The 23,155-nt window shown below is 71.0% G+C and carries 20 protein-coding genes; 9 read left to right on the top strand and 11 right to left on the bottom strand.

The features are described 5' to 3' along the window. Window positions 1–375 precede the first annotated feature (375 nt). The 4 genes from PIQ37_RS11060 to ptsP form a co-directional block, all read right to left on the bottom strand. Window positions 376–1,644, bottom strand: coding sequence for a carbohydrate porin (locus PIQ37_RS11060; protein ID WP_342073504.1), 1,269 nt, complete (start codon window positions 1,642–1,644; stop codon window positions 376–378). A 92-nt stretch (window positions 1,645–1,736) separates the two neighbouring features. Further along, on the bottom strand, window positions 1,737–3,461 hold the full coding sequence (locus PIQ37_RS11055) for a PTS fructose transporter subunit IIC (RefSeq protein WP_342073503.1): 1,725 nt from the start codon (window positions 3,459–3,461) through the stop codon (window positions 1,737–1,739). A gap of 55 nt (window positions 3,462–3,516) precedes the next feature. Then, on the bottom strand, window positions 3,517–4,470 hold the full coding sequence (gene pfkB / locus PIQ37_RS11050) for a 1-phosphofructokinase (protein ID WP_342073502.1): 954 nt from the start codon (window positions 4,468–4,470) through the stop codon (window positions 3,517–3,519). Continuing rightward, the gene (gene ptsP, locus PIQ37_RS11045; RefSeq protein ID WP_342073501.1) at window positions 4,467–6,980 is read right to left on the bottom strand and encodes a phosphoenolpyruvate--protein phosphotransferase; all 2,514 of its coding nucleotides are present in this window, start codon (window positions 6,978–6,980) and stop codon (window positions 4,467–4,469) included. Before ptsP ends, pfkB begins: the two co-directional genes overlap by 4 nt. A gap of 160 nt (window positions 6,981–7,140) precedes the next feature. Here ptsP and PIQ37_RS11040 point away from each other — a divergent pair, with 160 nt between their 5' ends. Further along, window positions 7,141–8,121 (top strand): LacI family DNA-binding transcriptional regulator, encoded by a 981-nt coding sequence (locus tag PIQ37_RS11040; RefSeq protein WP_267094702.1) that lies wholly within the window; start codon window positions 7,141–7,143, stop codon window positions 8,119–8,121. Between the two features lie 77 nt (window positions 8,122–8,198). On the opposite strand, the gene PIQ37_RS11035 is transcribed toward PIQ37_RS11040, so the two are convergent. Together PIQ37_RS11035 and PIQ37_RS11030 are read right to left on the bottom strand one after the other, a co-directional pair. Further along, window positions 8,199–8,375, bottom strand: a complete 177-nt coding sequence (locus PIQ37_RS11035) for a hypothetical protein (protein ID WP_267094703.1) — start codon at window positions 8,373–8,375, stop codon at window positions 8,199–8,201. A gap of 15 nt (window positions 8,376–8,390) precedes the next feature. Next, window positions 8,391–8,714: a hypothetical protein gene (locus tag PIQ37_RS11030; RefSeq protein WP_048488963.1), complete on the bottom strand. Its 324-nt coding sequence runs from the start codon at window positions 8,712–8,714 to the stop codon at window positions 8,391–8,393. Between the two features lie 362 nt (window positions 8,715–9,076). On the opposite strand from PIQ37_RS11030, the gene PIQ37_RS11025 reads away from it, so the two are divergent. The 4 genes from PIQ37_RS11025 to PIQ37_RS11010 all read left to right on the top strand — a co-directional run bounded on the left by PIQ37_RS11025 (window position 9,077) and on the right by PIQ37_RS11010 (window position 14,959). Next, entirely contained in the window at window positions 9,077–10,366 is a 1,290-nt protein-coding gene (locus tag PIQ37_RS11025; RefSeq protein WP_342073500.1) for a nucleotide sugar dehydrogenase, read from the top strand. 150 nt (window positions 10,367–10,516) lie between these two features. Continuing rightward, window positions 10,517–12,139 carry an FMN-binding glutamate synthase family protein gene (locus PIQ37_RS11020; protein ID WP_342073499.1) on the top strand — a complete coding sequence of 541 codons (1,623 nt, stop codon included), beginning with the start codon at window positions 10,517–10,519 and terminating at the stop codon, window positions 12,137–12,139. Next, a complete protein-coding gene (locus PIQ37_RS11015) occupies window positions 12,136–12,633 on the top strand; it encodes a GNAT family N-acetyltransferase (protein ID WP_407136971.1) in 498 nt (165 codons plus the stop codon). The genes PIQ37_RS11020 and PIQ37_RS11015 overlap by 4 nt, the downstream gene beginning before the upstream one ends. Window positions 12,634–12,772: 139 nt before the next feature. After that, entirely contained in the window at window positions 12,773–14,959 is a 2,187-nt protein-coding gene (locus tag PIQ37_RS11010) for a diguanylate cyclase domain-containing protein (protein ID WP_342073498.1), read from the top strand. 26 nt (window positions 14,960–14,985) lie between these two features. On the opposite strand, the gene PIQ37_RS11005 is transcribed toward PIQ37_RS11010, so the two are convergent. After that, the gene (locus PIQ37_RS11005) at window positions 14,986–16,248 is read right to left on the bottom strand and encodes a TIGR03862 family flavoprotein (protein ID WP_342073497.1); all 1,263 of its coding nucleotides are present in this window, start codon (window positions 16,246–16,248) and stop codon (window positions 14,986–14,988) included. A gap of 13 nt (window positions 16,249–16,261) precedes the next feature. Continuing rightward, window positions 16,262–16,705 carry an FKBP-type peptidyl-prolyl cis-trans isomerase gene (locus PIQ37_RS11000; RefSeq protein WP_342073496.1) on the bottom strand — a complete coding sequence of 148 codons (444 nt, stop codon included), beginning with the start codon at window positions 16,703–16,705 and terminating at the stop codon, window positions 16,262–16,264. 67 nt (window positions 16,706–16,772) lie between these two features. On the opposite strand from PIQ37_RS11000, the gene PIQ37_RS10995 reads away from it, so the two are divergent. Next, entirely contained in the window at window positions 16,773–17,138 is a 366-nt protein-coding gene (locus PIQ37_RS10995) for a DUF6164 family protein (protein WP_342073495.1), read from the top strand. 115 nt (window positions 17,139–17,253) lie between these two features. Then, window positions 17,254–17,991 carry a sulfurtransferase gene (locus tag PIQ37_RS10990; RefSeq protein ID WP_342073494.1) on the top strand — a complete coding sequence of 246 codons (738 nt, stop codon included), beginning with the start codon at window positions 17,254–17,256 and terminating at the stop codon, window positions 17,989–17,991. 134 nt (window positions 17,992–18,125) lie between these two features. On the opposite strand, the gene PIQ37_RS10985 is transcribed toward PIQ37_RS10990, so the two are convergent. Beyond that, window positions 18,126–18,932, bottom strand: a complete 807-nt coding sequence (locus PIQ37_RS10985; protein ID WP_342073493.1) for an SDR family oxidoreductase — start codon at window positions 18,930–18,932, stop codon at window positions 18,126–18,128. A 757-nt stretch (window positions 18,933–19,689) separates the two neighbouring features. Between PIQ37_RS10985 and PIQ37_RS10980 the strand changes: the two genes are divergently transcribed. Next, window positions 19,690–20,688: an LLM class flavin-dependent oxidoreductase gene (locus tag PIQ37_RS10980; protein WP_342073492.1), complete on the top strand. Its 999-nt coding sequence runs from the start codon at window positions 19,690–19,692 to the stop codon at window positions 20,686–20,688. Window positions 20,689–20,889: 201 nt separating this feature from the next. Beyond that, window positions 20,890–21,078 carry a hypothetical protein gene (locus PIQ37_RS10975; RefSeq protein WP_342073491.1) on the top strand — a complete coding sequence of 63 codons (189 nt, stop codon included), beginning with the start codon at window positions 20,890–20,892 and terminating at the stop codon, window positions 21,076–21,078. Between the two features lie 32 nt (window positions 21,079–21,110). On the opposite strand, the gene PIQ37_RS10970 is transcribed toward PIQ37_RS10975, so the two are convergent. Further along, window positions 21,111–21,773, bottom strand: a complete 663-nt coding sequence (locus PIQ37_RS10970) for an exopolysaccharide biosynthesis protein (protein ID WP_342073490.1) — start codon at window positions 21,771–21,773, stop codon at window positions 21,111–21,113. Beyond that, window positions 21,757–23,100: a hemolysin family protein gene (locus PIQ37_RS10965; protein WP_267084274.1), complete on the bottom strand. Its 1,344-nt coding sequence runs from the start codon at window positions 23,098–23,100 to the stop codon at window positions 21,757–21,759. The genes PIQ37_RS10970 and PIQ37_RS10965 overlap by 17 nt, the downstream gene beginning before the upstream one ends. Between the last annotated feature and the right edge of the window lie 55 nt (window positions 23,101–23,155).

Below are 23,155 nucleotides of genomic sequence, written 5' to 3'. Positions count from 1 at the left end.
TCCGCCGATCCTCACGCCTGCGGGGCCGCGGCATCATGAACGGGTCGGCAACGTCACCGCTCCCGCGCCAGGGAGACGGCTCGCACGGAATCGAACGGATCTCGATTCGCCGGCCACGTTTCGCTCCCGCAGGCGCCGACGGATCGGCGCAGCGCCACTTGCGATCGGAATCGAAGGGAAGAAAACGCACGAGGCCCCGGCATGCCGGGGCCTCGTGCGTTCAACGTGCGGCTATCGAGCGAGGATCATGTCGGCATCATGCACAGGCGGGATCGGTCTGCACCATGCCGTCAGCGCCACGCCTGCACGCAACCCTTCAGGCTGCGATCGGCCGCCTTTGCGAATCCCCAATCCCGACTCCCGAATCCCGGCCCCTCAGAGCGCCCAATCCAGCCGCAACCCGGCCACCAGGGCATTGGGCAGATCGCGGGTGCGCGCCGGTTCGTTGAACTGGTCCGGATGCACGATGTAGTGCAGGTTCTGGGCGATGCGCAGTTGCGGGGTGACCTGGATGCCGTAACTCAGCTCCATCATGGTCTGGGAGCGGTGCGGGGTGCCGCTGCCGCCGGCCGCGGCGCGGGCCAGGCGCAGGTCTTCCAGGGCGTCGTCGCTGTAGTGCTGCTGGGTGACGACGAAGGCGATGTTGTCCTGCGGGCGGCTGGCGAAGGTGCCGCGCTGGACCAGGCCCAGCTCCAGGAAATGGTCTTCGATCAACTGCCCGGAGGTGCCCTTGAGCGCCGAGCCGAACAGGACCAGGCCGCGGTTGCTGTCCGGGTCGGGGCGGGTGACCTGCTGCTCGAAGCGGAAGAACGCGCCGGAGCGGCCGTTGCGGGTGGCATAGTCCAGCCCGCTCAGCCGCGCCGGGTTGCCGTTGCGGTCGTTGAGCGGATCGCGGTAGTCGGAGTTGTCCTGCCAGCCGCCGAGCTCGTACATCGCCGGCAGGCGCGCGCCGCTGGCCTGGGTGCTGTAGCCGATCGCGTACGGCACGATTACCCCGGTGCGGTCGTTGGTGCTCCAGTTGAGGCCGTGCTGGCCGCGCTCGGCCTGGATCGGGTTGACCTCGTAGGCGCCGACGTGGACGTAGACGTTCGGGGTCACCCAGGCCTTGGCATGCGCGGCCCAGCTGGACACCGGCCAGTAGGTGAAGTTGCTGGTGCGGAACACGAAGGTCGGGTTGCCGCAGGCCGAGTTGCCCTGGAAGTAGCCGCACAGTTCCGACCCCAGGAAGTGGATGTTGGCCACGCTGCGGCCGGCCTCCAGTTCCAGGCGGTCGTTGAACAGCTTCTGGTCGATGGTGAAATTGGCCAGGCGGGTGCCCTGGCCGCCGTAGATTTCCTGCACCGAGGTGCTGTTGCCGATGTTGCCGTTGGCCAGGTTGGTGCCGTGGCGATTGATGCCGTAGACCTTCAGCGTGGCACCGTTCCAGCCCATCAGCCGTTGCAGGTCCACATCGGTGCCGAACATCAGCTGCCCGGCGTAGGCGCTGCCCTCGTGCTTGCCGCCGTCCAGCGACATGGCGCCTTCGCCGGTGTAGGCGAGCTTGAGCTTGAATGCGTCGCTGGCGTCCTGGGCGTGGGCCAGTGGTGCGGCGAGCGCCAGCGCCAGGGTGGCCAGCGGCAGGGACGAGACGAGGGGACGGGACATGGCGGAACTCCTCAGCAGGGAAAGGCCGGCGCGCCGCCAGCGGCGACGGGGGGAGGGGCATCGCATGGCGACGCGCCGGCGCATGGACAGGGCTAGGCGACGACCGGCTTCTTCAGCACCCGCAGCGCCACCGCGGTGACCACGGTGCCGGCGAGCAGTGCCACCAGGTACATGCCCAGGTGGCTGACCGCGTTGGGGATCGGCAGCACGAACACGCCGCCGTGCGGCACCTTCAGCTCGGCGCCGGCGGCCATCGAGATGGCGCCGGCCAGCGCCGAGCCGAGCATCAGCGCGGGGATGGTGCGCAGCGGGTCGCGCGCGGCGTACGGGATCGCGCCCTCGGTGACGAAGGCCAGGCCGAGCACGCCGGTGGCGGCGCTGCTGCCGCGCTCGTCCTGGGTGAAGCGGCTGCGGAACACCCAGGTGGCCAGGGCGATGCCCAGCGGCGGGGTCATGCCGGCGACCATCGCCGCGGCCATCGGCGTGTACACCTGACTCGCGATCAGGCCGGTGGAGAAGGCGTAGGCGGCCTTGTTGACCGGCCCGCCCATGTCGAAGGCCATCATCGCGCCCAGCAGCAGGCCCAGCAGCACCGCGCTGCTGCCCTGCATGCCGCGCAGCCATTCGGTGAGCCAGGCCAGCAGTTCGGCCACCGGCTGACCGACCACGTAGAGCATGGCCAGGCCGACCAGCAGGGTGCCCAGCACCGGCAGGATCAGCACCGGCTTCAGGCCTTCCAGGGTGCGCGGCAGCTTGATCGCCCGGTTCAGCGCGGCCACGCCGTAGCCGGCGATGAAGCCGGCGAGGATGCCGCCGATGAAGCCGGCGCCGAGGTTGGCCGCGACCATGCCGCCGATCATGCCCGGGGCGATGCCGGGGCGGTCGGCGATGGAGTAGGCGATGTAGCCGGCCAGGGCGGGCACCATCAGGGTGAAGCCGGCCTTGGCGCCGATCTGGAACAGCGACCAGGCCAGCGTGCCCTTGTGCGCGTCGTCGAAGGCGTAGATGCCGCCGAGCGCGAACGCCAGCGCGATCAGCAGGCCGCCGGCGGTGACGAAGGGCAGCATGAACGACACGCCGGTCATCAGGTGCTTGTACGGGCCGGCGGAGCGGCCGCCCTGGGCCTTGGCCGGGGCGTTGCCGCCGCTGCCGGCCGCGTGCACGCTGGCCTCGGCCAGGGCCTTGCGGATCAGCGCCGGGCCGTCGTTGATCGCCGGCTTGGTGCCGCTCTTGAACAGGCGCTTGCCGCCGAAGCGGCCCAGGTCGACCTCGCGGTCGGCGGCGATCAGCACCAGGTCGGCGGCGGCGATCTCCTCGGCGCTGAGCGCGTCCTGCGCGCCCACCGAGCCCTGGGTCTCCACCCGGATCTGGTGGCCCAGCGCCTTGGCCGCCTGCTGCAGGCCCTCGGCGGCCATGAAGGTGTGGGCGATGCCGGTGGGGCAGGAAGTGATGGCGACAATGCGCTTGCCGGCGCCCTCGGTGCCGCCGGCAGCGGCCGGGCCGGCGGTGTCGGTGGCCGCGGTCAGCAGCGGCGCCAGCACCGCGCCGGCATCGGCCAGCACCGCGTCCAGGCTGCTGCGCTGCACGCCGCGCCCGGCGAAGCGAGCGGCATCGGCGTCGCCGTCGCCGACCAGCAGCAGCGGCGCGGCGGCGGAAGCGGCGGCCAGGTCCAGCGGCGCGATCACGCCCTGTGGCGTGCGCACCTCGGCCTGCAGCGTCGCGCCCCGCAGCGTGGCGGCATGGCGCAGCGCTTCGGCGGCGAGGACGGCTTCGGTACTGCGATCGCCGGCGGCGATCACCACGAGGATCGGATTCATGCGGGCTCCCGATGAGCGCAAGAGGGCGCGGCGCATGGCAGCGACGCGGCGGAAGTCATGCCAGGGTCTCCACGCGGACCGCGGCGGCCAGCTCGGCCAGGTGCTCGCGCGGCAGGCGGCGGGCGACGCCGCTGCCCAGGGTGGCCACGGCGAAGGCGGTGGCCTGGCGCGCGCAGGTGGCCAGGTCGGCGTCGGCGCGCAAGGCCGCGACCAGGCCGGCGACCATCGCGTCGCCGGCGCCGACGCTGCTGCCGCCAGTCAGCTGCGGCGGCTGCGCCAGCAGCGCCTGCTCGCCGCGCACGAACAGCGCGCCTTCGCTCCCCAGCGACACCACGACCAGGCCGATGCCGCGCGCCCGCAGCGCGCGCGCGGCGCCGAGCAGCTCGGCCGTGCTCGCCAGCGGCGCGCCGGCCCATTCCTCCAGCTCGTGGCGGTTGGGCTTGATCGCGAACGGCAGTTGCGCGCGCGGCGCATCCAGGGCGGCGTGCAGCGGCGCACCGCTGGTGTCCAGCAGCACCCGCGCGCCGGCGGCGGCGGCCTGCGCCTGCAGCTGCCGCCAGGTGTCCTCGGCCAGGCCCGCCGGCAGGCTGCCGCTGAGCACCACCGGCAGGCCGGGACGCAACAGCTCGGCCAGGCGCGCGCCGACGGTGTCGAGGTGGGCCTGGTCCAGCGCCAGGCCGGGCAGGTTGATGTCGGTGGTGGCGCCGCTGTCGGCGGCGACCAGCTTGAGATTGCTGCGGGTGTCGCCGGGCACGCGCAGGCAGCGGTCGTCGATGCCGCGTTCGGCGAACAGCGCCTCGAACACCGGCGCATTGCCGGCGCCGAGCACGCCGAGCGCGGCGCAGCGCAGGCCGGCATCGGCCAGGCAGGCGGCGACGTTGATGCCCTTGCCGCCGGCGATGGCGTGGGCGCTGCGCGCGCGATGCACCTGGCCCGGTTGCAGCCGGTCGATCGCCACGGTCAGGTCGATCGCCGGGTTCAGGGTGACGGTGACGGCATCGACGCTCATGCGCCGGCTCCGCCGTCGAGCGCCCGCACCTCGGCCGCGCTTTCGCAGTCCAGCGCGCGCTGCGCCAGCGCCTGCAACGCGTCCAGGCGGCTACCGCGCAGGCGCGCCTTCACCGCGGGGATGTCGTTGGGGGTCATCGACAGCTCGTGCACGCCCAGTCCGGCCAGCAGGGCCGCGCCGAACGCATCGCCGGCCAGGCCGCCGCACACGCCGACCCAGCGCCTGTGGCGCGCCGCGCCCTCGACGGTGGTGCGGATCAGGCGCAGCACCGCCGGGTGCAGGCTGTCGGCCTCGGCGGCCAGGTCCGGGTTCTGCCGGTCGATGGCCAGGGTGTACTGGGTCAGGTCGTTGGTGCCGATCGAGAAGAAATCCGCGTGTTTCGCCAGCGCATCGGCCTGGATCGCCGCGGCCGGCACTTCGATCATGATGCCCAGCGGCACCTCCGGCGCCTGCAGTTCCGCGCGCAGGCGCTCGCACTCGGCGCGCAGCGTCAGCAGTTCCGCCGCCGAGGTGATCATCGGGAACATGATCGCCAGGCGCGCGCCGTCCTTGGCCGCGCGGTACAGCGCACGCAGTTGCGGTTGCAGCAGGTCGGCGCGGCGCAGCAGCAGGCGCGCGCCGCGCACGCCCAGGAACGGGTTGTCCTCGCGCGGCAGGTTCAGGTGCGCGACCTGCTTGTCGCCGCCGATGTCCAGCGCGCGCACGATCAGCGCGCGGCCGTCCAGCGCCTGCGCCATCGCGGTGTAGGTGGCGTACTGCTCGTCCTCGCTGGGCGTGCTGCCGCGCTCCAGGAACAGGAATTCGGTGCGCATCAGGCCCACGCTCTCGGCACCCTGCGCCAGTGCGGCGGCGACCTGCTCGGGCAGGTTGACGTTGGCGCCGATCTCCAGGCGATGGCCGTCCTCGGTCTGCGCCGGCTGGTTGCGCTGTTCGGCTTCGCGCGCACGCAGTTGCTGCTGTTCCTCGATGTAGGCGCGGGCCGAGGCCAGGTCGGCCTCCGACGGCGCCAGGTACAGGCGGCCGCTGCTGCCGTCGACGATGACGGTGGCGCCGTCCTCCAGGTCCAGCAGGTCGGCGCCGCCGGCGACCAGCGCCGGCAGGCCGAGGGTGCGCGAGAGGATCGCGGTGTGCGAGGTCGGCCCGCCCACCGCGGTGGCCAGGCCGAGCACGCGGCTGGTGTCGAGGTTGGCGGTGTCCGACGGCGACAGGTCGTGGGCGAGCAGGATGCACGGCGCGGCCGGCAACTGCTCCAGGCTGCCGCCGGCCAGGCCCGGATCCAGTTGCGCCAGCACCCGGCGGCCGACGTCGCGCAGGTCGCTGGCGCGCCCGGCCAGCACCGCGTTGCCCAGCGCCGAAAGCTTGTTGGCCAGGCGCTCCACCGACTGCTGCCAGGACCAGGCGACGCCGTGGCCCTCGACCATCAACTGGCAGGCCAGGGTGATCAGGTCGGTGTCGTTGAGCAGTTCGGCCTGGGCACGGAAGATCGCCGCATCGCCCGCGCCGAGCCGGCGCCGGGTGTCCTCTTCGATGGCCTGCAGTTGCGTGCGGGTGCGCTGGAGGGCGTCGTGCAGCAGGGCGCCGCCGTCGCTCAGTGGCACGGGTGTGTCCGCCACCGCGACGTCGTGGCCGGCAAGCTTGTGCACCACGCCGATGGCCAGGCCAGGGCTGGCGCCGATGCCGACGATGGCCGGCTGCGCCTGCGGCGGGGTCCAGCCGGCGACCGGCGCGGCGCGACGTTGCGCGGCAGCGTCGGCGTCGGCCTGCTCCTGTGCGGTCAGGCCGTCGATCACGCTGCGCAGCCGTGCCAGCGCCGCGGCGGCGTCCTGGCCTTCGGCCGAAATGGTCACGGTGTCGCCGGCGTGCAGGCCCAGTTGCAGCAGCGACACAAGGTTCTTGGCGTCGCCGACCTGGTCGCCGGCGCGCACCTGGATGCGCGCGGCGAAGCCGCGTGCGGTTTCCACCCAGCGCGTGGCCGGGCGCGCGTGCAGTCCGGTGGGGTAGCGCACGGTCCAGTCGAAGCGCTCGGCCAGGTCGCTGGCCGGGGTGGTGGGCGCGGCGGCGGCCGCGTCCTCGCTCAGGGCGGCGACGATCGCCTGCGGGTCGTCGCTGGCGAACAGCGCCTCCAGCTTGGGCGGATCCTGGATCAGCCGGGTCAGGCGCCGCAGCACGGTGATGTGGGTGTCGGACTGGGCGGCGATGGCGACCACCAGGTGCGTGGTCTGGCCCGGGTTCCACTCCACGCCGTCGCGCAGCTGCAGCACCGCGATGCCGTCGCGGCGCACCAGGTGGCGGTCCTCGCCGGTGCAGTGCGGGATCGCCACGCCATGCCCCAGGAAGGTGTTGGCCAGCGCTTCGCGGCGCAGCATGCTGGCCTCGTAGGCCGGCGGCACGCAGCCGGCGGCGACCAGCAACTGCGCCGCCTGGGCGATTGCGTCGGCCTTGTCGCGGGCCTGGACATCGACCCGGACCAGGTCGCTGGAAACCAGGAGAGAGGCGGGCGTCTGGGACACGCGGAATCCTTGAGGGTGGGCGGCGAGTGGCGCAGTGTGGGAACGTTCCCAGTCAATCGTCAATGTGCAGTGCACAATTCTTTCGGAAAAGCCTGGTGCTACTATCCGGTAGCGCCACACGACAGGGGGTCGACATGGAAAAGAAGCGGGAACGTTGCCAGTGAGCGTCAGCATCCACGACGTGGCGCGCGTCGCCGGCGTATCCACCTCGACCGTGTCGCGGGCACTGGGCCACGGCCCGGTCAGCGAGGAGGTGCGGGCACGGGTGGAAGCGGCGGTGCGCGAGACCGGCTACCGTCCCAACCTGATGGCGCGGCGGCTACGCTCGCAGCACTCCGGGGTGGTCGGCCTGATCGTCGCCGACATCCGCAACCCGTTCTTCACCGCGGCCATTCGCGCAGTCGAGGACGTGGCCTACCGCGCCGGCATGCGCGTGATCCTGTGCAATACCGACGAGGATCCGCAGCGCGAGGCGCTGTATCTGCAGCTGATGCAGGAAGAGCGGGTCAGCGGGCTGATCTTCGCCCCCACCCGCACCACCCAGAGCCAACTGGGCAAGTTGACCTTCGACCATCCGGTGGTGCTGCTGGACCGTGCCGGCAAGAGCGGTACGCACGACAGCGTGGTGCTGGACAACGCCGCGGCGATGGCGGCGCTGGTCGATCACCTGGTCGGCCAAGGCGTGCGCCGCATCGGCGGCCTGTTCGGCAAGACCAGCAGCACTGCCGCCGAGCGCCGCGACGGCTATCTGGAGGCGATGCGCGGGCACGGGCTGACGCCGGACTACCGCGAGGTGGCGCCGAGTGCGGAGGCGGCGATCGCCGAGGTCCAGGCCTGGCTGGCGCAGACGCCGCGACCGGACGCGCTGGTGGCCAGCAACAGCCTGCTGCTGATGGGCGCGCTGAAGGCCGCGCGTGCGGCCGGCCTGCGCGTTCCGCAGGACCTGGCGCTGGCCGGCTTCGACAACGAGAGCTGGACCGATCTGGTCGAACCCGGCATCACCGTGATCGAACAGCCGGTGGAGGAGATGGGCCGCACCGCGATGTCGCTGCTGCTGGAGCGGATGAACGCGCCGACGCAGCCGACCCGCAAGGTGGTGCTCAGTGGCCGCTGCATCGTGCGCGGGTCGAGCCTGCGCTGATCGTCGGCGTTCGGTGCGGTTGGGGAGGGGTGCCGCTGCGGCGACCGTGGTGTGCCGCAGCGGGAGTCGTGGCGTCCTTACTCGCTGCCGTCCGGTCGCGGATAGTCGTGTTCGGGATCGGCGTGGTCGCGCTTGGGGTCGCTATCGGGTTGGTCGCGATCTTTCCACAGTGCGTCGTCGTTGTGGATCTTGTCCGGTGTGTGGCTGCGTTGCTGGGAATCGTGGGCGTTGTCGCGGTTGGCGGGCGGTGACATGGCGGACCTCGTGGATCAGGCGGGGGTATGCGCCGGATCGGGACTGCGGTCGCGCTGCTCGGATCCATCGAGACGTGCCCAGCAGGCGACGACCAGGGTTTCGGCATCGCTCCAGGCGATGCGCGGCCAGGGGTGCTCGGCGTCGTAGCGCTGACGCAGGCGCTGCAGCCGCACGTCGTTGGATTCGCGCGGCAACTGCAGGAACACGTCGCAGGCCATCTTGATCAGGCGCGCATGCTCGCTGAACGACTGCGACCCCAATTTGCCCGCCGCGTGCAGCGCTTTCCAATGCGCCAATTCGGCTTCGACATCCACGAGCAGGCTCGGAGCGTGACTCACGCGAGTTCTCCTTGAGTAAGAGGGAAGAGGGAGGCGGATGGTGCCCCCCTGGCAGCAACCGCTCCATCACCCTAGGCCGTGCCGCGTAAAGGTGAGGTGGTGCTCATGTGGTGTGCATGACAAGACGCGCGCTTGCGCGGCGACAAAGCGTGATCTCGGGCGGCGACTTTCACACACGGCGTTGTGAAGGCGGCCCGCGGCATGTGAAGGCGCGGCACGCAGGCGCAACCCCGGCGTTCCGCGGATCGACTTGGTCCGCGCCGCTCGAGCGGCTTACCATGGATGGCGCCCGCGTCCGCGGGCATCCCGTTTCCCCCTCACGCGCCGACGGCCGCCGCCGCCGGTGCCCGCAAAGGACTGGCATGCCCGTTGCTCCCGTGCTCGATTCCGCGCCGCCGCGCATCGCCGTGATCGGCCTCGGTTATGTGGGCCTGCCGCTGGCGGTGGCGTTCGGCGCCCGCCACGATACGCTCGGCTACGACATCGATGCGCAGCGCGTGGCGCAACTGCGCGACGGGCACGACCAGACCCTGGAACTGGAGGCCGAGGAACTGCGCGCCGGCGTACACCTGCGCTACAGCGACGACGCGGCGGCGCTGCGCGACCGCAACGTCTACATCGTGACCGTGCCGACCCCGATCGATGCGCACGAGCAGCCCGATTTGAAGCCGCTGCGGCAGGCCAGCGAGCTGCTGGCCGGCGTGCTCAAGCGCGGCGACCTGGTGATCTACGAGTCCACCGTCTATCCGGGCACCACCGAAGAGGTGTGCGTGCCACTGCTGGAGCAGGGCTCGGGATTGCGCTGCGACGTCGACTTCCATTGCGGCTACAGCCCGGAGCGGGTCAATCCCGGCGACCGCCAGCGGCGTCTGGCCGATATCCGCAAGATCACCTCCGGCTCCAACCCGGCCGCCGCCGATGCGGTGGACGCGCTGTATGCCGGCATCATCGCCGCCGGCACCTGGCGCGCGCCGTCGATCCGCGTGGCCGAGGCGGCCAAGGTGGTGGAGAACATCCAGCGCGACGTCAACATCGCCCTGGTCAACGAACTCGCCCTCATCTTCGACCGGCTCGGCATCGACACCCAGGACGTGCTGGACGCGGCCGGCACCAAGTGGAACTTCCTGCCGTTCCGGCCGGGCCTGGTCGGTGGCCACTGCATCGGCGTGGACCCGTACTACCTGCTGCACAAGTCCGAGAGCGTGGGCTACCACCCGGACCTGATCCATACCGCGCGCCAGGTCAACAACCGGGTCGGTGCGCACGTCGCCACGCGGGTGCAGGCGCTGCTGGCCGGCAAGGGCGTGGCGATGGCCGATGCGTCCGTGCTGGTGCTCGGCGTCACCTTCAAGGAAAACTGCCCGGACCTGCGCAACAGCCGCGCGCTGGAGCTGGTGCAGGCGCTGGCCGCGGCCGGCGCCCGCGTCGACGCCTGCGATCCATGGGCCGACCCGCAGGCGGCGCGGGCGCATGGCGTGGACCTGCTGCCGGAGCCGGTGCCCGGCCGCTACGACGCGGTGGTGCTGGCGGTGGCGCACGCGGCCTATCGCGACCTGGATGCGGCGCAGATCCGTGCCCTCGGCACGCCCGACCTGGTGGTCTACGACGTCAAGTCGGTGTGGCCGCGCGCGGCGGTGGACGACCGGCTGTAGCGCAGTTCCCGGGGGCGCGCGCCGTCCGGCGTTGCCGGCGGGTTGGCATGCGCTGGCTGTACCTGCGCCAAGCGGCCCCGACGGCGCTTGCAACGCCATGACCGCGACACCCTCTACACTCGCCGGCTTCCGACGCCTGCGAGGACCGCGATGCACCGCTACCTAGCCTATATCGCCAGCTGCGTGCTGCTGGCGCTGTCCATCGCCCTGTGCGCGATCTGGCCGCTGTGGGGCTGGGGCGTGGCGGCCTTCGCCGTGCTGGCGGTGCTGGGCACCGTGGACCTGCTGCAGACCCGCAGCACCCTGCGCCGCAACTATCCGATCCTGGCGCATTTCCGCTACGGCCTGGAATCGGTCGGCCCGGAGATGCGCCAGTACTTCCTGCAGAGCGACATCGAGGAGGCGCCGTTCTCGCGGCAGCAGCGCGCCCTGGTCTACCAGCGCGCCAAGAACGTGATGGATGTGGTGCCGTTCGGCACCCAGCGCAGCACCTACGCGCCGGACTACGAATGGATCAACCATTCGCTGGCCACCAGCGAGATCGCCGACCACGACTTCCGCGTCACCATCGGCGCCGACTGCGCGCAGCCGTACGCGGCCAGCGTGTTCAACATCTCGGCGATGAGCTTCGGTGCGCTGTCGGCCAACGCCATCCGCGCGCTCAACGCCGGCGCGCGCCAGGGCGGCTTCTACCACGACACCGGCGAGGGCTCGATCTCGCCCTACCACCGCGAGTGCGGCGGCGACCTGGTGTGGGAGATCGGTTCGGGGTACTTCGGCTGTCGCGACGAGCAGGGGCGCTTCGACCCGCAGCGCTTCGTCGCCAACGCGACGCTGGAGCAGGTCAAGATGATCGAGGTCAAGCTCTCGCAAGGCGCCAAGCCGGGCCACGGCGGCGTGCTGCCAGCGGCCAAGGTCAGTGCCGAGATCGCCGCCACCCGCGGCGTCGCCATGGGCCAGGACTGCGTCTCGCCATCGCGGCATTCGGCGTTCACCACGCCGCTGGAACTGCTGCAGTTCGTGGCCCGGCTGCGCGAGCTGTCCGGCGGCAAACCCACTGGCTTCAAGCTGGCGATCGGTCACCCCTGGGAGTGGTTCGCCATCGCCAAGGCGATGCAGGAAAGCGGCCTGTACCCGGATTTCATCGTCGTCGACGGCGCCGAGGGTGGTACCGGCGCGGCGCCGGCCGAATTCATCGACCACGTCGGCGTGCCGATGCACGAGGCCCTGCTGCTGGTGCACAACACCCTGGTCGGGTTGGACATCCGCGAGCGCATCAAGATCGGCGCCGCCGGCAAGATCACCAGTGCCTTCGACATCGCGCGCACCCTGGCGTTGGGCGCGGACTGGTGCAACGCCGGGCGCGGCTTCATGTTCGCGCTGGGCTGCATCCAGTCGCTGAGCTGCCACAGCGACCGCTGCCCGACCGGCATCGCCACCCAGGACCGGCGCCGCTGGCAGCATCTGGATCCCACCGACAAGGCCACCCGGGTCGCGCACTACCACGCCAATACGCTCAAGGCGTTGCGCGAACTGCTCAGCGCCGCGGGGCTGACGCATCCGTCGCAACTGGGGCCGGAGCACATTCTGCGCCGCATCTCGCAGGTGGAGATCCGCTCGCTGGCCTCGCTGTACCGCTACCTGGAGCCGGGCGAACTGCTGCGCACCGTGCCCGACCATGCGGTCTTTCACGATTACTGGGGCGACGCGCGCAGCGATTCGTTCCAGCCGCCGGACCGCATCCGCCGCCTGCGCGACAGCAAGTCGCAATGAGCGCGGTGCCGCCGCCGATACGGTTGCGGCGCGGGGTGCCCGAGGACATCCCGACGCTGTGGGCGTTGCGCACCCGTTGCGTACGCGAGGTGTGCAGCAGCCACTATGCGCCGGAGGTGATCGCGCGCTGGTCGGCGGCGCCAGCCCCGGCGTCCTACTGCGAGCTGGTTGCCGCGGGCGCTGCGATCGTCGCCGAGGATGCCGATGGCCGCGTGCTCGGGTTCGGTGTGGTCGACCTGGCCGGCGCAGAAATCGACGGACTGTTCGTGGACCCGGCGCTGCGTGGCAGCGGCCTCGGCCGGCGCCTGCTGCAGGCGCTGGAGCAGCGCCTGGCGCCGTGTCCGCGCATCCATCTCGCCGCGGCGCTGAATGCGGTGGCGTTCTACCGTGCGCAGGGTTATGCCGTGCTGCGCGAGGGAAGCTACCCGCATCCCAGCGGGATCGTCCTCGATTGCGTGTTCATGGAGAAGCGCGCCGCGCCGGCGGCGCCGTGAGGTAGGCATCCCACAACCGGTGCGTTGTGACGGCAGCAGGGCGGGGCGTTCGCTTTTTTGCATTGCCGCATCGGTCGCGCAGGCTCGCCATCGCTGCCGCCGCCCGTTATCGTGCCGGTTCCTTCCCAGCGTGCCGCGCATGAATCAGCCCTCGGTCCCCGACGTCGTTCCCGTGCCGCTGCCCGTCGACGAAGCCGAGCGCCTGCGCGCGCTGGCCGAGCTGGGGATGCTGGACACCGCACCGGAACCGGCGTTCGACGACCTGATCTGGCTGACGAGCCAGTTGTGCGAGGCGCCGATCGCGCTGATTTCGCTGATCGACGAGCGCCGGCAATGGCTCAAGGCCAGTTGCGGCCTGCCTGCCGGCACCACCGATTACCCCCGCGAACTGGCCTTTTGCGCACACGCCTTGTTGTCGCCGCAGTTGCTGGAGGTGCCGGACACCACGTTGGACCCGCGCTTCGCTGGCAACCCGCTGGTGTGCGGTGCGCCGCATCTGCGTTTCTACGCCGGCATGCCGTTGCTCGGCGACCAGGGCCATAGCTACGGCACGCTGTGCGTGGTCGACATCCGTCCGCGGCAACTGGACGCGCGCCAGCGCGAGGGCCTGCAGCGGCTGGCCAGGCAGGTCACCGCGCATCTGGAGGCGCGCCGCGACGCGCGCATCGCCCACGACCAGGCCAAGACTCTGAGCATGCTGCTGGAAACCATGCCCGACGGCGTGGTGTCGTGCCAGGCCGACGGCACGCTGGGCGAGTTCAACCAGGTGGCACGCCAGTGGCACGGCGCCGATCCGCGTGCCTTGCCGCCCGAACAGTGGGCGGAGTACTTCGACCTGTTCGACGCCAGCGGCCAGCGGCTGCTGACCAGTGACGAGGTGCCGCTGGTCCGTGCCTGGCGCGGCGAATCGGTGCGCGATGCGGAAATGGTGATCGCCGCCAAGGGACAACCGCCGCGTAGCGTGCTGTGCAATGCGGAACGGCTGGAAGGCCGCAATGGACGCAGCCTGGGCGCGGTGTGCGTGATGCGCGACGTCAGCGTCGAACGCGCGGCGTCGCATGCAGCGCTGCTGGCCGGGCAGCGTTTCTCCGGCGCCTTCTCGGCGGCCGCGCACGGCATGGCGCTGGTGTCGCTGGAAGGGCACTGGCTGGACGTCAACGACGCCTTGTGCACGATGCTCGGCTACAGCCGCGCGGAGTTGCTGGAACTGCGTTTCCAGGATTTGACCCATCCCGAGGACCTGGCCGAGGACATGGAACAGGTGGCCGCGTTGATCGCCGGCCGCCGCAGCGACTACCGCAGCGAAAAGCGCTACCGCCATCGCGACGGCCATACCGTGCGTGCGCGTCTGTCGGTGTCGCTGGTCCGCGACGAACAGCGGCGCCCGTTGCATTTCGTCACCCACATCCAGGACATCACCGAGCAGCACCTGGCCGAGCATCGCCTGCGCGACAACGAGGCGCAGCTGCGCACCATCGCCGACAACGCGCCGGCGCTGATCGCCTATCTCGACCGCGACCTGCGCTACCAGTTCGTCAATCGGCCTTATGCGGAGTGGTTCGCGCTGGCGCCGGAGCGCATCGTCGGCCGCCGCCTGCACGAGGTGCTGGATCCGCAGCAACTGGCCCTGCTGCAACCCCACCTGGCGGCGGCGCTGCAGGGCGTGCCGGCGCAGTTCGACGCCGAGCTGTGCGATGCCACCGATGCATTGCGGATCATGCACTTCAGCCTGATTCCGGACGTGGCGCTGGCGCCGCAGCGGATCGGCCTGCATCTGATGATCAGCGACATCACCGGGCAGACCCGGTTGGCGCGGCTGCTGGAAGAACGCGCGCTGCGCGACGAACTGACCGGGCTGCCGAACCGCATGGCCTGGAACCAGACCCTGCGGCGGCGCATGAACGAGCGCCGCGGCCAGGGCCAGGTGGCGGTGATGTTCCTGGATCTGAACGACTTCAAGAGCGTCAACGACCGTTTCGGCCACCACGTCGGCGATGCGCTGCTGGTGCACTTCGCGCGGCTGCTTCAGGGATGCCTGCGCGGGCAGGACAGCATCGCCCGGCTGGGCGGCGACGAGTTCGTGGTGCTGCTGGAAGGGCTGGCCGACGCCAGGCGCGAAGTGCTGGCTGCCGCGGCGCGGATCATGGAGGCGTGCGCGGAAGGCTGCGTGGTCAGCGGCCGGCATCTGCCCTTGCAGCCGAGCATCGGCATCGCCGTGCAGGCCGGGCCCGGTTTCGATCCGGTGCTGCTGACCCAGCGCGCCGACGAGGCCATGTACGTGGCCAAGCGCGATCCGCAGGCGCGGGTACAGATCGCGGTGCTCTGAGCGCCGCGTGCCGCGTGCGCCGAAGGTCAGTGCGCGGCTTGACGCTGCAGCCAGGCCACCGCGCCGCGCCCCGCACGCACGCCGCTGGCGAAGCACGCGGTGAGCAGGTAGCCACCGGTCGGCGCTTCCCAGTCGAGCATTTCGCCGGCGCAGAAGGTGCCGGGCAGCGCCCGTAGCATCAGCTGCGCATCCAGCGCTTCCAGGCGCACGCCGCCGGCGCTGCTGATCGCCTCGGCCAGCGGGCGCGGGCGCAACAGGGTCAGCGGCAGGCGCTTGAGCGTGGCCGCGGCCAGCGCCGGGTCCTGGCCGGCCTGCTTGCCGAGGATCTCGAACAGCAGCGCCGCCTTGACCCCGTCGATGCCGGCCTGGCGGCGCAGGTGCTCGCCGAAGCTGCGGCCGCCGCGCGGCTTGCCCAGTTCGGCCTGCAGCCGCGGCAGGTCGCGGCCCGGTGCCAGGTCCAGCCACAGCGTGGCCGGGCCGTGTGCGGCGATGGAATCGCGCAGATCCGCGGCCAGCGCATAGATCAGGCTGCCCTCGATGCCGTGCTCGCCGACCACGCACTCGCCCTGCAGCGACTGTGCCTGGCCCTGCGCATCGTGCCAGTTCGCGACCACCGGCTTCAGCGGGGCACCCGCATGGCGTTCGCGGAAATGCGCGCTCCAGTCCACGTCGAAGCCGCAGTTGGCCGGCTGCAGCGACGCCACCTCCACGCCGCGCGCACGCAGCGTGTCTTGCCAGGCGCCGTCGGAGCCGAGTTGCGGCCAGCTGCCCCCACCGAGCGCCAGCACGCAGGCATCGGCCTGCACGCGCTGCTCGCCGTCGGCACCGGCGAAGCGCAGCGCGCCGTCCGTGTCCCAGCCCAGCCAGCGCTGCTGCACGTAGAAGCGCACGCCGGCGTCCTTCAGCCGCCGCACCCAGCCGCGCAGCAGCGGTGCGGCCTTGCGATCCAGCGGGAACACCCGGCCGGAGCTGCCCACATAGGTCTCCACGCCCTGCGCCTGCGCCCAGGCGCGCAGCGCGTCGGCATCGAAGTCGGCCAGCCACTCGCCGACCGCCGTCGCGCGCTCGCGATAGCGGGCGACGAAGCGCTCGAACGGATCGGAGTGGGTCAGGTTGAGGCCGCCCTTGCCGGCGATCAGGAACTTGCGTCCCACCGACCCCTTGGCCTCGTACACATCGACCTCGGCACCGGCGGCGCGTGCGGTCTCGGCGGCGATCAGCCCGGCCGGGCCGCCGCCGACGATGGCGAGACGGCCGCGCACCGGTGCGGCGTGTTTGGCGGCGGGCATCGGCGCTGTCGGCTCAACGCGGCTGGACATCGAGCAGTTCGACCTCGAACACCAGCGAGGCGCCCGGCGGGATCACCCCGCCGGCGCCGCTGTCGCCGTAGCCGTAGTCCGACGGCAGCATCAGCAGGCGCTTGCCGCCCACGCGCATGCCGGCCACGCCCTCGTCCCAGCCGCGGATCACCTGGCCGGCGCCGAGCACGAAGCTGAAAGGCTGGCCGTGGTCGGCGGAGGCATCGAACTTCTCGCCGCGCTTGTCCTTGGCGTGCTCGTCGTACAGCCAGCCGGTGTAGTGCACGGTGACCCGGCTGCCGGGGCGGGCCTCGGCGCCGTCGCCGACGCGCTCGTCGGTGGCCTGGAACGCGGCGATGCTGCCGCCGGGCGGCGGACCCGGCGGGGTGCACCCAGTCAGCACCCACGCCGGCAACGACAGGCTCAACAGCAGCAGGATTCGGCGCATGCGGGACGTCCACGGCGGGCAGGGCGTGCAAGGGTAGCGCATCGCCGCAGCGGCTATCATGCGGCGCATGGCCAAACTGCTGCTCAACCTGCGTCACGTGCCAGACGACGAACGCGCCGAGGTCTGCGCGCTGCTCGACGCCGCCGGCATCGGTTACTACGAAACCCGCGCCGGCACCTTCGGCATCTCCGCCGGTGGCATCTGGTTGCGCGAGGACGCCGAGCAGGCGCGGGCCAAGGCGCTGCTGGCCGAGTACCAGGCCCAGCGTGGCGAACGCGCCCGCGCCGAGCGTGCCGCGGCGCTGCGCGACGGCAGCGCGGAGACCTTCGCCAACCTGCTGCGGCAGCGCCCGCTGTTCGTGCTGGCGACGCTGCTGGGCATGCTGCTGGTCGCCTCGCTGGTGCTGCTGCCGTTCCTGTTGCTGCGCGGCTAGCGGCGACGCTGGCGATTGAGGGCATGCCTCGACGCGCTTCGCCGAAGCGCCGTGCGCGGGAGGCGCGGACCGTGTTGCTGCAGCGGTCGGGTGGCGCAGGCCCTAAAATGCGCCGATGATCGCCAACACCGCCGCCTACCACTTCGTCGCCATCGCCGACCCCGACGCGCTCGCCGCGCAATTGCATGCCTGGGCGCAGGACGTCGACCTGCGCGGCACGGTGCTGGTGGCGGGCGAGGGCATCAACCTGTTCCTCGCGGGCGCGCCAGAGGCGATCGACGGCTTCTACGCGCAGCTGCGCGCCGACCCGCGCTTCGCCGATCTGCGCGTCAAGACCAGCCCCAGCGCGCAGCAGCCGTTTGCGCGGCTGAAGGTCAAGGTCAAGCCGGAGATCATCAGCTTCCGCCGCGACGCCGCCTCGCCGCTGGAGGCGGCGCGCGCGCCGGCGGTGGCGCCGGCCACCCTGCAGCGCTGGCTGCGCCAGGGCCACGACGACGCCGGCCGGCGCGTGGTGCTGCTGGACACGCGCAACGCGCAGGAAGTGGTCTACGGCACTTTCGCGGGCGCGCTGACCCTGCCGATCGTCAAGTTCACCGAGCTGCCGGAAGCGCTGGCCCCGCATCGCGCGGCGCTGGCCGACGCCACCGTGGTCAGCTTCTGCACCGGCGGCATCCGCTGCGAAAAGGCGGCGCTGTGGATGCGCGCCGACGGCATGGACAACGTGCTGCAACTGGACGGCGGCATCCTCGGCTACTTCGAGGAAGTGGGTGGCGAAGGCTACGACGGCCGCTGCTTCGTCTTCGATGAGCGCGTGGCGCTGGATCCGCAATTGGAGCCGCTGGTGGGCGGCTGATCGCCGCGGGATTGGGGAGTCGGGATTGGGGATTCGTTGAAGCCGCTGCTGCTTCGCCTGACGGGCCAGGTGCATTAGCTGGCAGCAACCCGCCTTTGCCAATCCCGAATCCCGACTCCCCAATCCCCACGCCGTCAGGCGTACTGCATCTTGCGCGTCATCCCGCCGTCGACCACGAACTCCTGGCCGGTGATGAAGCCGGCCTGCGCCGACAGCAGATAGACCGCCAGCGCGCCGATGTCCGGCGGCTCGCCGACCCGTCCGGCCGGGTGCTGCGCATGGTCCTGGCGCGACAGTCTGGGCGCACGTCGCGCGTTCGGCTTGCGCCAGGCGTCGGTGGCGATCCAGCCGGGGCTGATGCAGTTGACCCGCACCGCCGGCCCGGCGCTGATCGCCAGCGCATGGGTGAAGGCCACCAGTCCGCCCTTGGACGCGGCGTAGGCCTCGGTGTCCGGTTCGGACTGCTGCGCGCGGGTGGAGGCGATGTTGACGATGGCGCCACCGCCGCGGCTGTCGCGCAACGCCGGCAGGGCATGTTTGCTGCACAGGAACGCACCGCTCAGGCTCGCCCCGAGCCGCCGGTTCCATTCGCGCAGCGACAGTTGCTCCAGTGGGCCGGTATGCGGATCGGCGATGCCGGCGTTGTTGACAAGACCATCGATGCGGCCGAACCGCGCCAGCGCGGCATCGACGAAGCGGCGCACGCTGGCTTCGGCGGCCACGTCGACGCGACGGAACAGCAGGCGTTCTCCGACGTCCAGCTCGGCGACGCAGGCACGCCCGGCATCGGCATCGAGATCGCCGAACACGACGTTGCCGCCAGCGCCCAGCACCGCCTGCACCACACCGCGGCCGATGCCCTGTGCGCCGCCGGTGACCAGTACCACACGGTCGCGTAAGGGCAGGGCGGGGACAGGGGCGGGCGGAGGAATCAGCGACATTGGGGCGACCGGGCGAGGGAGGTTGTGTCAGCCTAGCCAGCGCGCTGTGCAATCCACGTGGTAGCGGCGCTTGCATTGATCTGATGCTGCGAGGCTGCGCCCGTACCCTCATCCGCCCCTGCGGCGCACCTTCTCCCGGCGGGAGAAGGGAGAAGCCAAAGCCCCTCTCCCACCGGGAGAGGGGTTGGGGCGAGGGTACGGAGCGCGTAGCGCTCGCGCCGATCTGGCAACGCGAGGCTTCGCCAGTACCCTCATCCGCCCCTGCGGGGCACCTTCTCCCGAGGGGAGAAGGAAGAGCCAAAGCCCCTCTCCCACCGGGAGATGGGTTGGGGCGAGGGTACGGAGCGCGTAGCGCTCGCGTGGATCTGACGATGCGAGGCTTCGCCCGTACCCTCATCCGCCCCTGCAGGGCACCTTCTCCCGAGGGGAGAAGGGAGAAGCCAAAGCCCCTCTCCCACCGGGAGAGGGGTTGGGGTGAGGGTACGGAGCGCGTAGCGCCCGCGTGGATCTGACGATGCGAGGCTTCGCTCGTACCCTCATCCGCCCCTGCGGGGCACCTTCTCCCGAGGGGAGAAGGGAAGAGCCAAAGCCCCTCTCCCGCCGGGAGAGGGGTTGGGGTGAGGTACGACCGCCAGCCAAGCATCCTGCCCACAGCCACAGCCACAGCCAGCGCAAATCAGCGTTCCGGTCGCGCCCCCTGCAAGCGACGCCGCGCGCCCCCATCTCGTCGGCATCGCCTGCAGGAACCCGTCGCACCATGATGCCGATCTCCATCCTCGACCTCGCCCCGGTCTGCGAAGGCAGCGACACCACCGCCGCTTTCGCCAACATGCTGGATCTGGCCCAGCACGCCGAGCGCTGGGGCTATCACCGCTATTGGTTGGCCGAGCACCACAACATGCCCGGCATCGCCAGCGCCGCCACCGCGGTGTTGATCGGGCACGTGGCCGGCGGCACCAGGCGCATCCGCGTCGGCGCCGGCGGCATCATGCTGCCCAACCATGCGCCGCTGCAGGTGGCCGAGCAGTTCGGCACGCTGGCCTCGCTGTTTCCCGGACGCATCGACCTGGGCCTGGGCCGCGCACCCGGCACCGACCAGGCCACGGCACGCGCGTTGCGCCGTTATTTCGACAGTGCCGACCAGTTCCCGCATGACGTCGCCGAACTGCTGCGCTATTTCGAGCCGGCAGTCGACGGACAACTGGTGCGCGCCGTGCCGGGTGCCGGCATCGAGGTGCCGGTGTGGCTGCTCGGCTCCAGCCTGTTCAGCGCGCGCCTGGCCGCGGCGATGGGCCTGCCGTTCGCCTTCGCCTCGCATTTCGCCCCGGACGCGATGGACGAGGCGCTGGCGGTGTATCGCCGCGAGTTCCGCGCGTCGGCGCGCCTGCAGGCGCCATACGCGGTGCTGGCCCTGAACGTGGTGGCCGCCGCGTCCACGGCCGAGGCGCGGCGTCTGTTCACCACCCAGCAGCAGAGCTTCGTCAACCTGCGCCGCGGCCGCCCGGGGCTGATTCCGCCGCCGATCGACGACATCGAGGCCTTCTGGGCGCCGCACGAGAAGCTGGGCGTGGAACGCGCCCTGGCCTGCACGGTGCTGGGCGATGTCGACGCGGTCGCACAGGGGCTGTCCGACTTCGTCGCGCGGCACCGCCCGGACGAGTTGCTGCTGACCGCCAACATCCACGATCACGCGGCGCGCCTGCGCTCGTTCCAACTGGCGTCGGACGCCTGGACGCAGGTCGCCGCGGCCGCCTGATGCGCGCATCTGCGCGCGTGTCTACATGCGCAGACGCGCGCGGGCGCTCATCGCCACATTTGTGTTGATAGGCATCACATCGCGCGCCGCTTTCACGATGTCTTGATTTTCCCGGGTATGTCATCGTTTCGCGTCGCGCATCAGCGTGGCGTTCGGCCTCAGGACACGGCCGTACAACTGACGCGAACAGGGGGATCGGCAATGAACGCACAGCATCCGATGGCGCCGGTGCACGAATGTAGACTGGAGGCGGCCTTGCAACAGATGAGCAAATGCCTGGAGCGCCTGCGCGTCCAGACGGCGGAACGCCCCGCCAAGGGTGCGTCCGTGCGCACGTCGCACATGCGCAACGTGTTCGCCAGCGAGACGGAACTGTACCTGGTGAAGTAAGCGGGCAGCGGGCGCTCCACTGCCGCGTGCGGTCAGCGCAGCTTCTGCATCCACTCCCGGCCCAGGTCGACCACCTGGTCCGAGGCCAATCCCAGGCTCAGCGCCACGGCGATGCTGCCCAGCCACGACAGCAGCATCAGCCCGCCGTCCCGTTCCAGCAATGCCAGCGCGAACAGCAACAGCATCGCGCCGAAGGCGTAGTTGGTGAACGGGATCGGCAGCGACAGCAGGATCCCCAGCACGATCAGCAGCAGCCCACTGAAGGCGCGCGCCGGCAGGGTGTCGACCAGCATCGGCAGGCGCGGCTTGAGCAGCCGGTCCAGGCGTCGCAGCCACGGCGCGATGCGGCCGACGAAGCGCTGCATGGTGCGGCGGCGCGGCCCGCGCTCGCCGATGAAGCGCGGCAGCCACGGCTTGCGCAGGCCGATCAGCATCTGTACGCCGATCAGCGTCACCAGCGGCCCGCTGATGCCGCCGGCCAGGCCCGGCACCGGCAGGAACGCCGGCAGGATCGCCACGAACAGGAACACGCCGAACGCGCTCTGCTGCAGGTCGGCGAGGATCAGCCGCAGCCGCAGGTGTTCGTCCGGGTCGCCGAGGACGAAGGTGTCGAGCAGGGTGCGGATGCCCTCGGCGCTGTAGCCGTGGTCGCGCTCGTGTGGCGCGCCGCCGGGTGCGTCACCCGGTGATGTCATCGCTGTTCTCGTCCTGCAGCTTGCGCAGCAGCAACTTGTCCACGCGCGCGCCGTCCAGGTCCACGATCTCGATGCGCCAGCCGGCCCAGTCGAAGAACTCGCCCGCGTGCGGGATGCGGCCGAAGTAGTAGATGCACAGGCCGGCCAGGGTGTTGTAGTCGCCTTCCTCGGCGCTGGGCAGCTCGGCGCCGCCCAGCAGCTCGCGCAGGTCCTCGATCGCCAGCGAACCGTCGATCAGCAGCGAGCCGTCGGCGCGGGTCACCACCAGCGCGTCCTCGTCGGCGTTGTCGGCCGACTGCAGGCGCCCGACCACCGCGCCCATCAGGTCGCTGATCGTCACCAGGCCCTGGATCTCGCCGTACTCGTCCACCACCAGCGCCATCGATTGCTGCTCTTCGCGGAAGATCTCCAGCAGCTTCATCGCGTGGGTGGACTCGGACACGAACAAGGTGTCGCGCAGACTCTGGAACAACTGGGTGGCGTCGCCGTCCATGCGCGTGACCAGCGATTTCACCTCCAGCACGCCGGCGATGTCCTGGTCGCTGCCGCGGTACACCGGATAGCGCGAGAACTCGTGTTCGCGCATCACCTGCAGGTTGCGCTGCGGCTCGGCGTTGGCGTCGAGCCAGGCGATACGGTTGCGCGGGGTCATCAGGCTGTCGGCGGTGCGGTCGCCCAGGCGCATGACCCGGTTCATCATGTCGCGCTCGTGCGCGTCGATCACGCCGGCCTCGTGGCTCTCGGCCACCAGCATGCGGATTTCCTCTTCGGTCACCGAGGCCGATTCCTCCTTGCCCAGGCCGAGCAGGCGCAGCACCAGCCGGGTCGAGCGCGACAGCACCCAGACGAACGGCGCGGCGGCCTTGGCCAGCCAGCCCATGGGGATGGCGACGACGCCGGCGATGACCTCCGAACGGGTCAGGGCCAGGCGCTTGGGTACCAGTTCGCCGAAGATCAGCGTCAGGAAGGTGATCAGCACGATCGCCAGGGTCTTGCCGATCAGCGCCGACCACGGCTGCGGGTCGCCGAACAGGGTGAAGTTGGCCGCCAGCGCCGGGAACAGCGCCTGCAGCTTGGCCGCGATCGCCACGCCCATGGCCTCGCCGCCGAAGGTACCGGTCAGGATGCCGATGGCGGTGATGCCGATCTGCACGGTGGACAGGAAGTGCTCGGGGTTCTCGGCCAGCGCCAGGGCCTTGGCCGCGCGCGTGCTGGACTGGGCCATCTGCTTCAGCCGGCTCTTGCGCGAGGTCATCAGCGACATCTCGGACATCGCGAAGAAACCGTTGAGCAGGATGAGGGCTGCAACGATCAACAGTTCAAGCATGCGCGCGCTCCTTGGCGCCAAGGAAAGCGGGGACATGGGCGCCGTTGCGGCGCGG

This window comes from Xanthomonas protegens (assembly GCF_038442435.1).
GTDB lineage: Bacteria > Pseudomonadota > Gammaproteobacteria > Xanthomonadales > Xanthomonadaceae > Xanthomonas_A > Xanthomonas_A sontii.
This window is presented reverse-complemented; position numbering and strand designations above follow the sequence as displayed.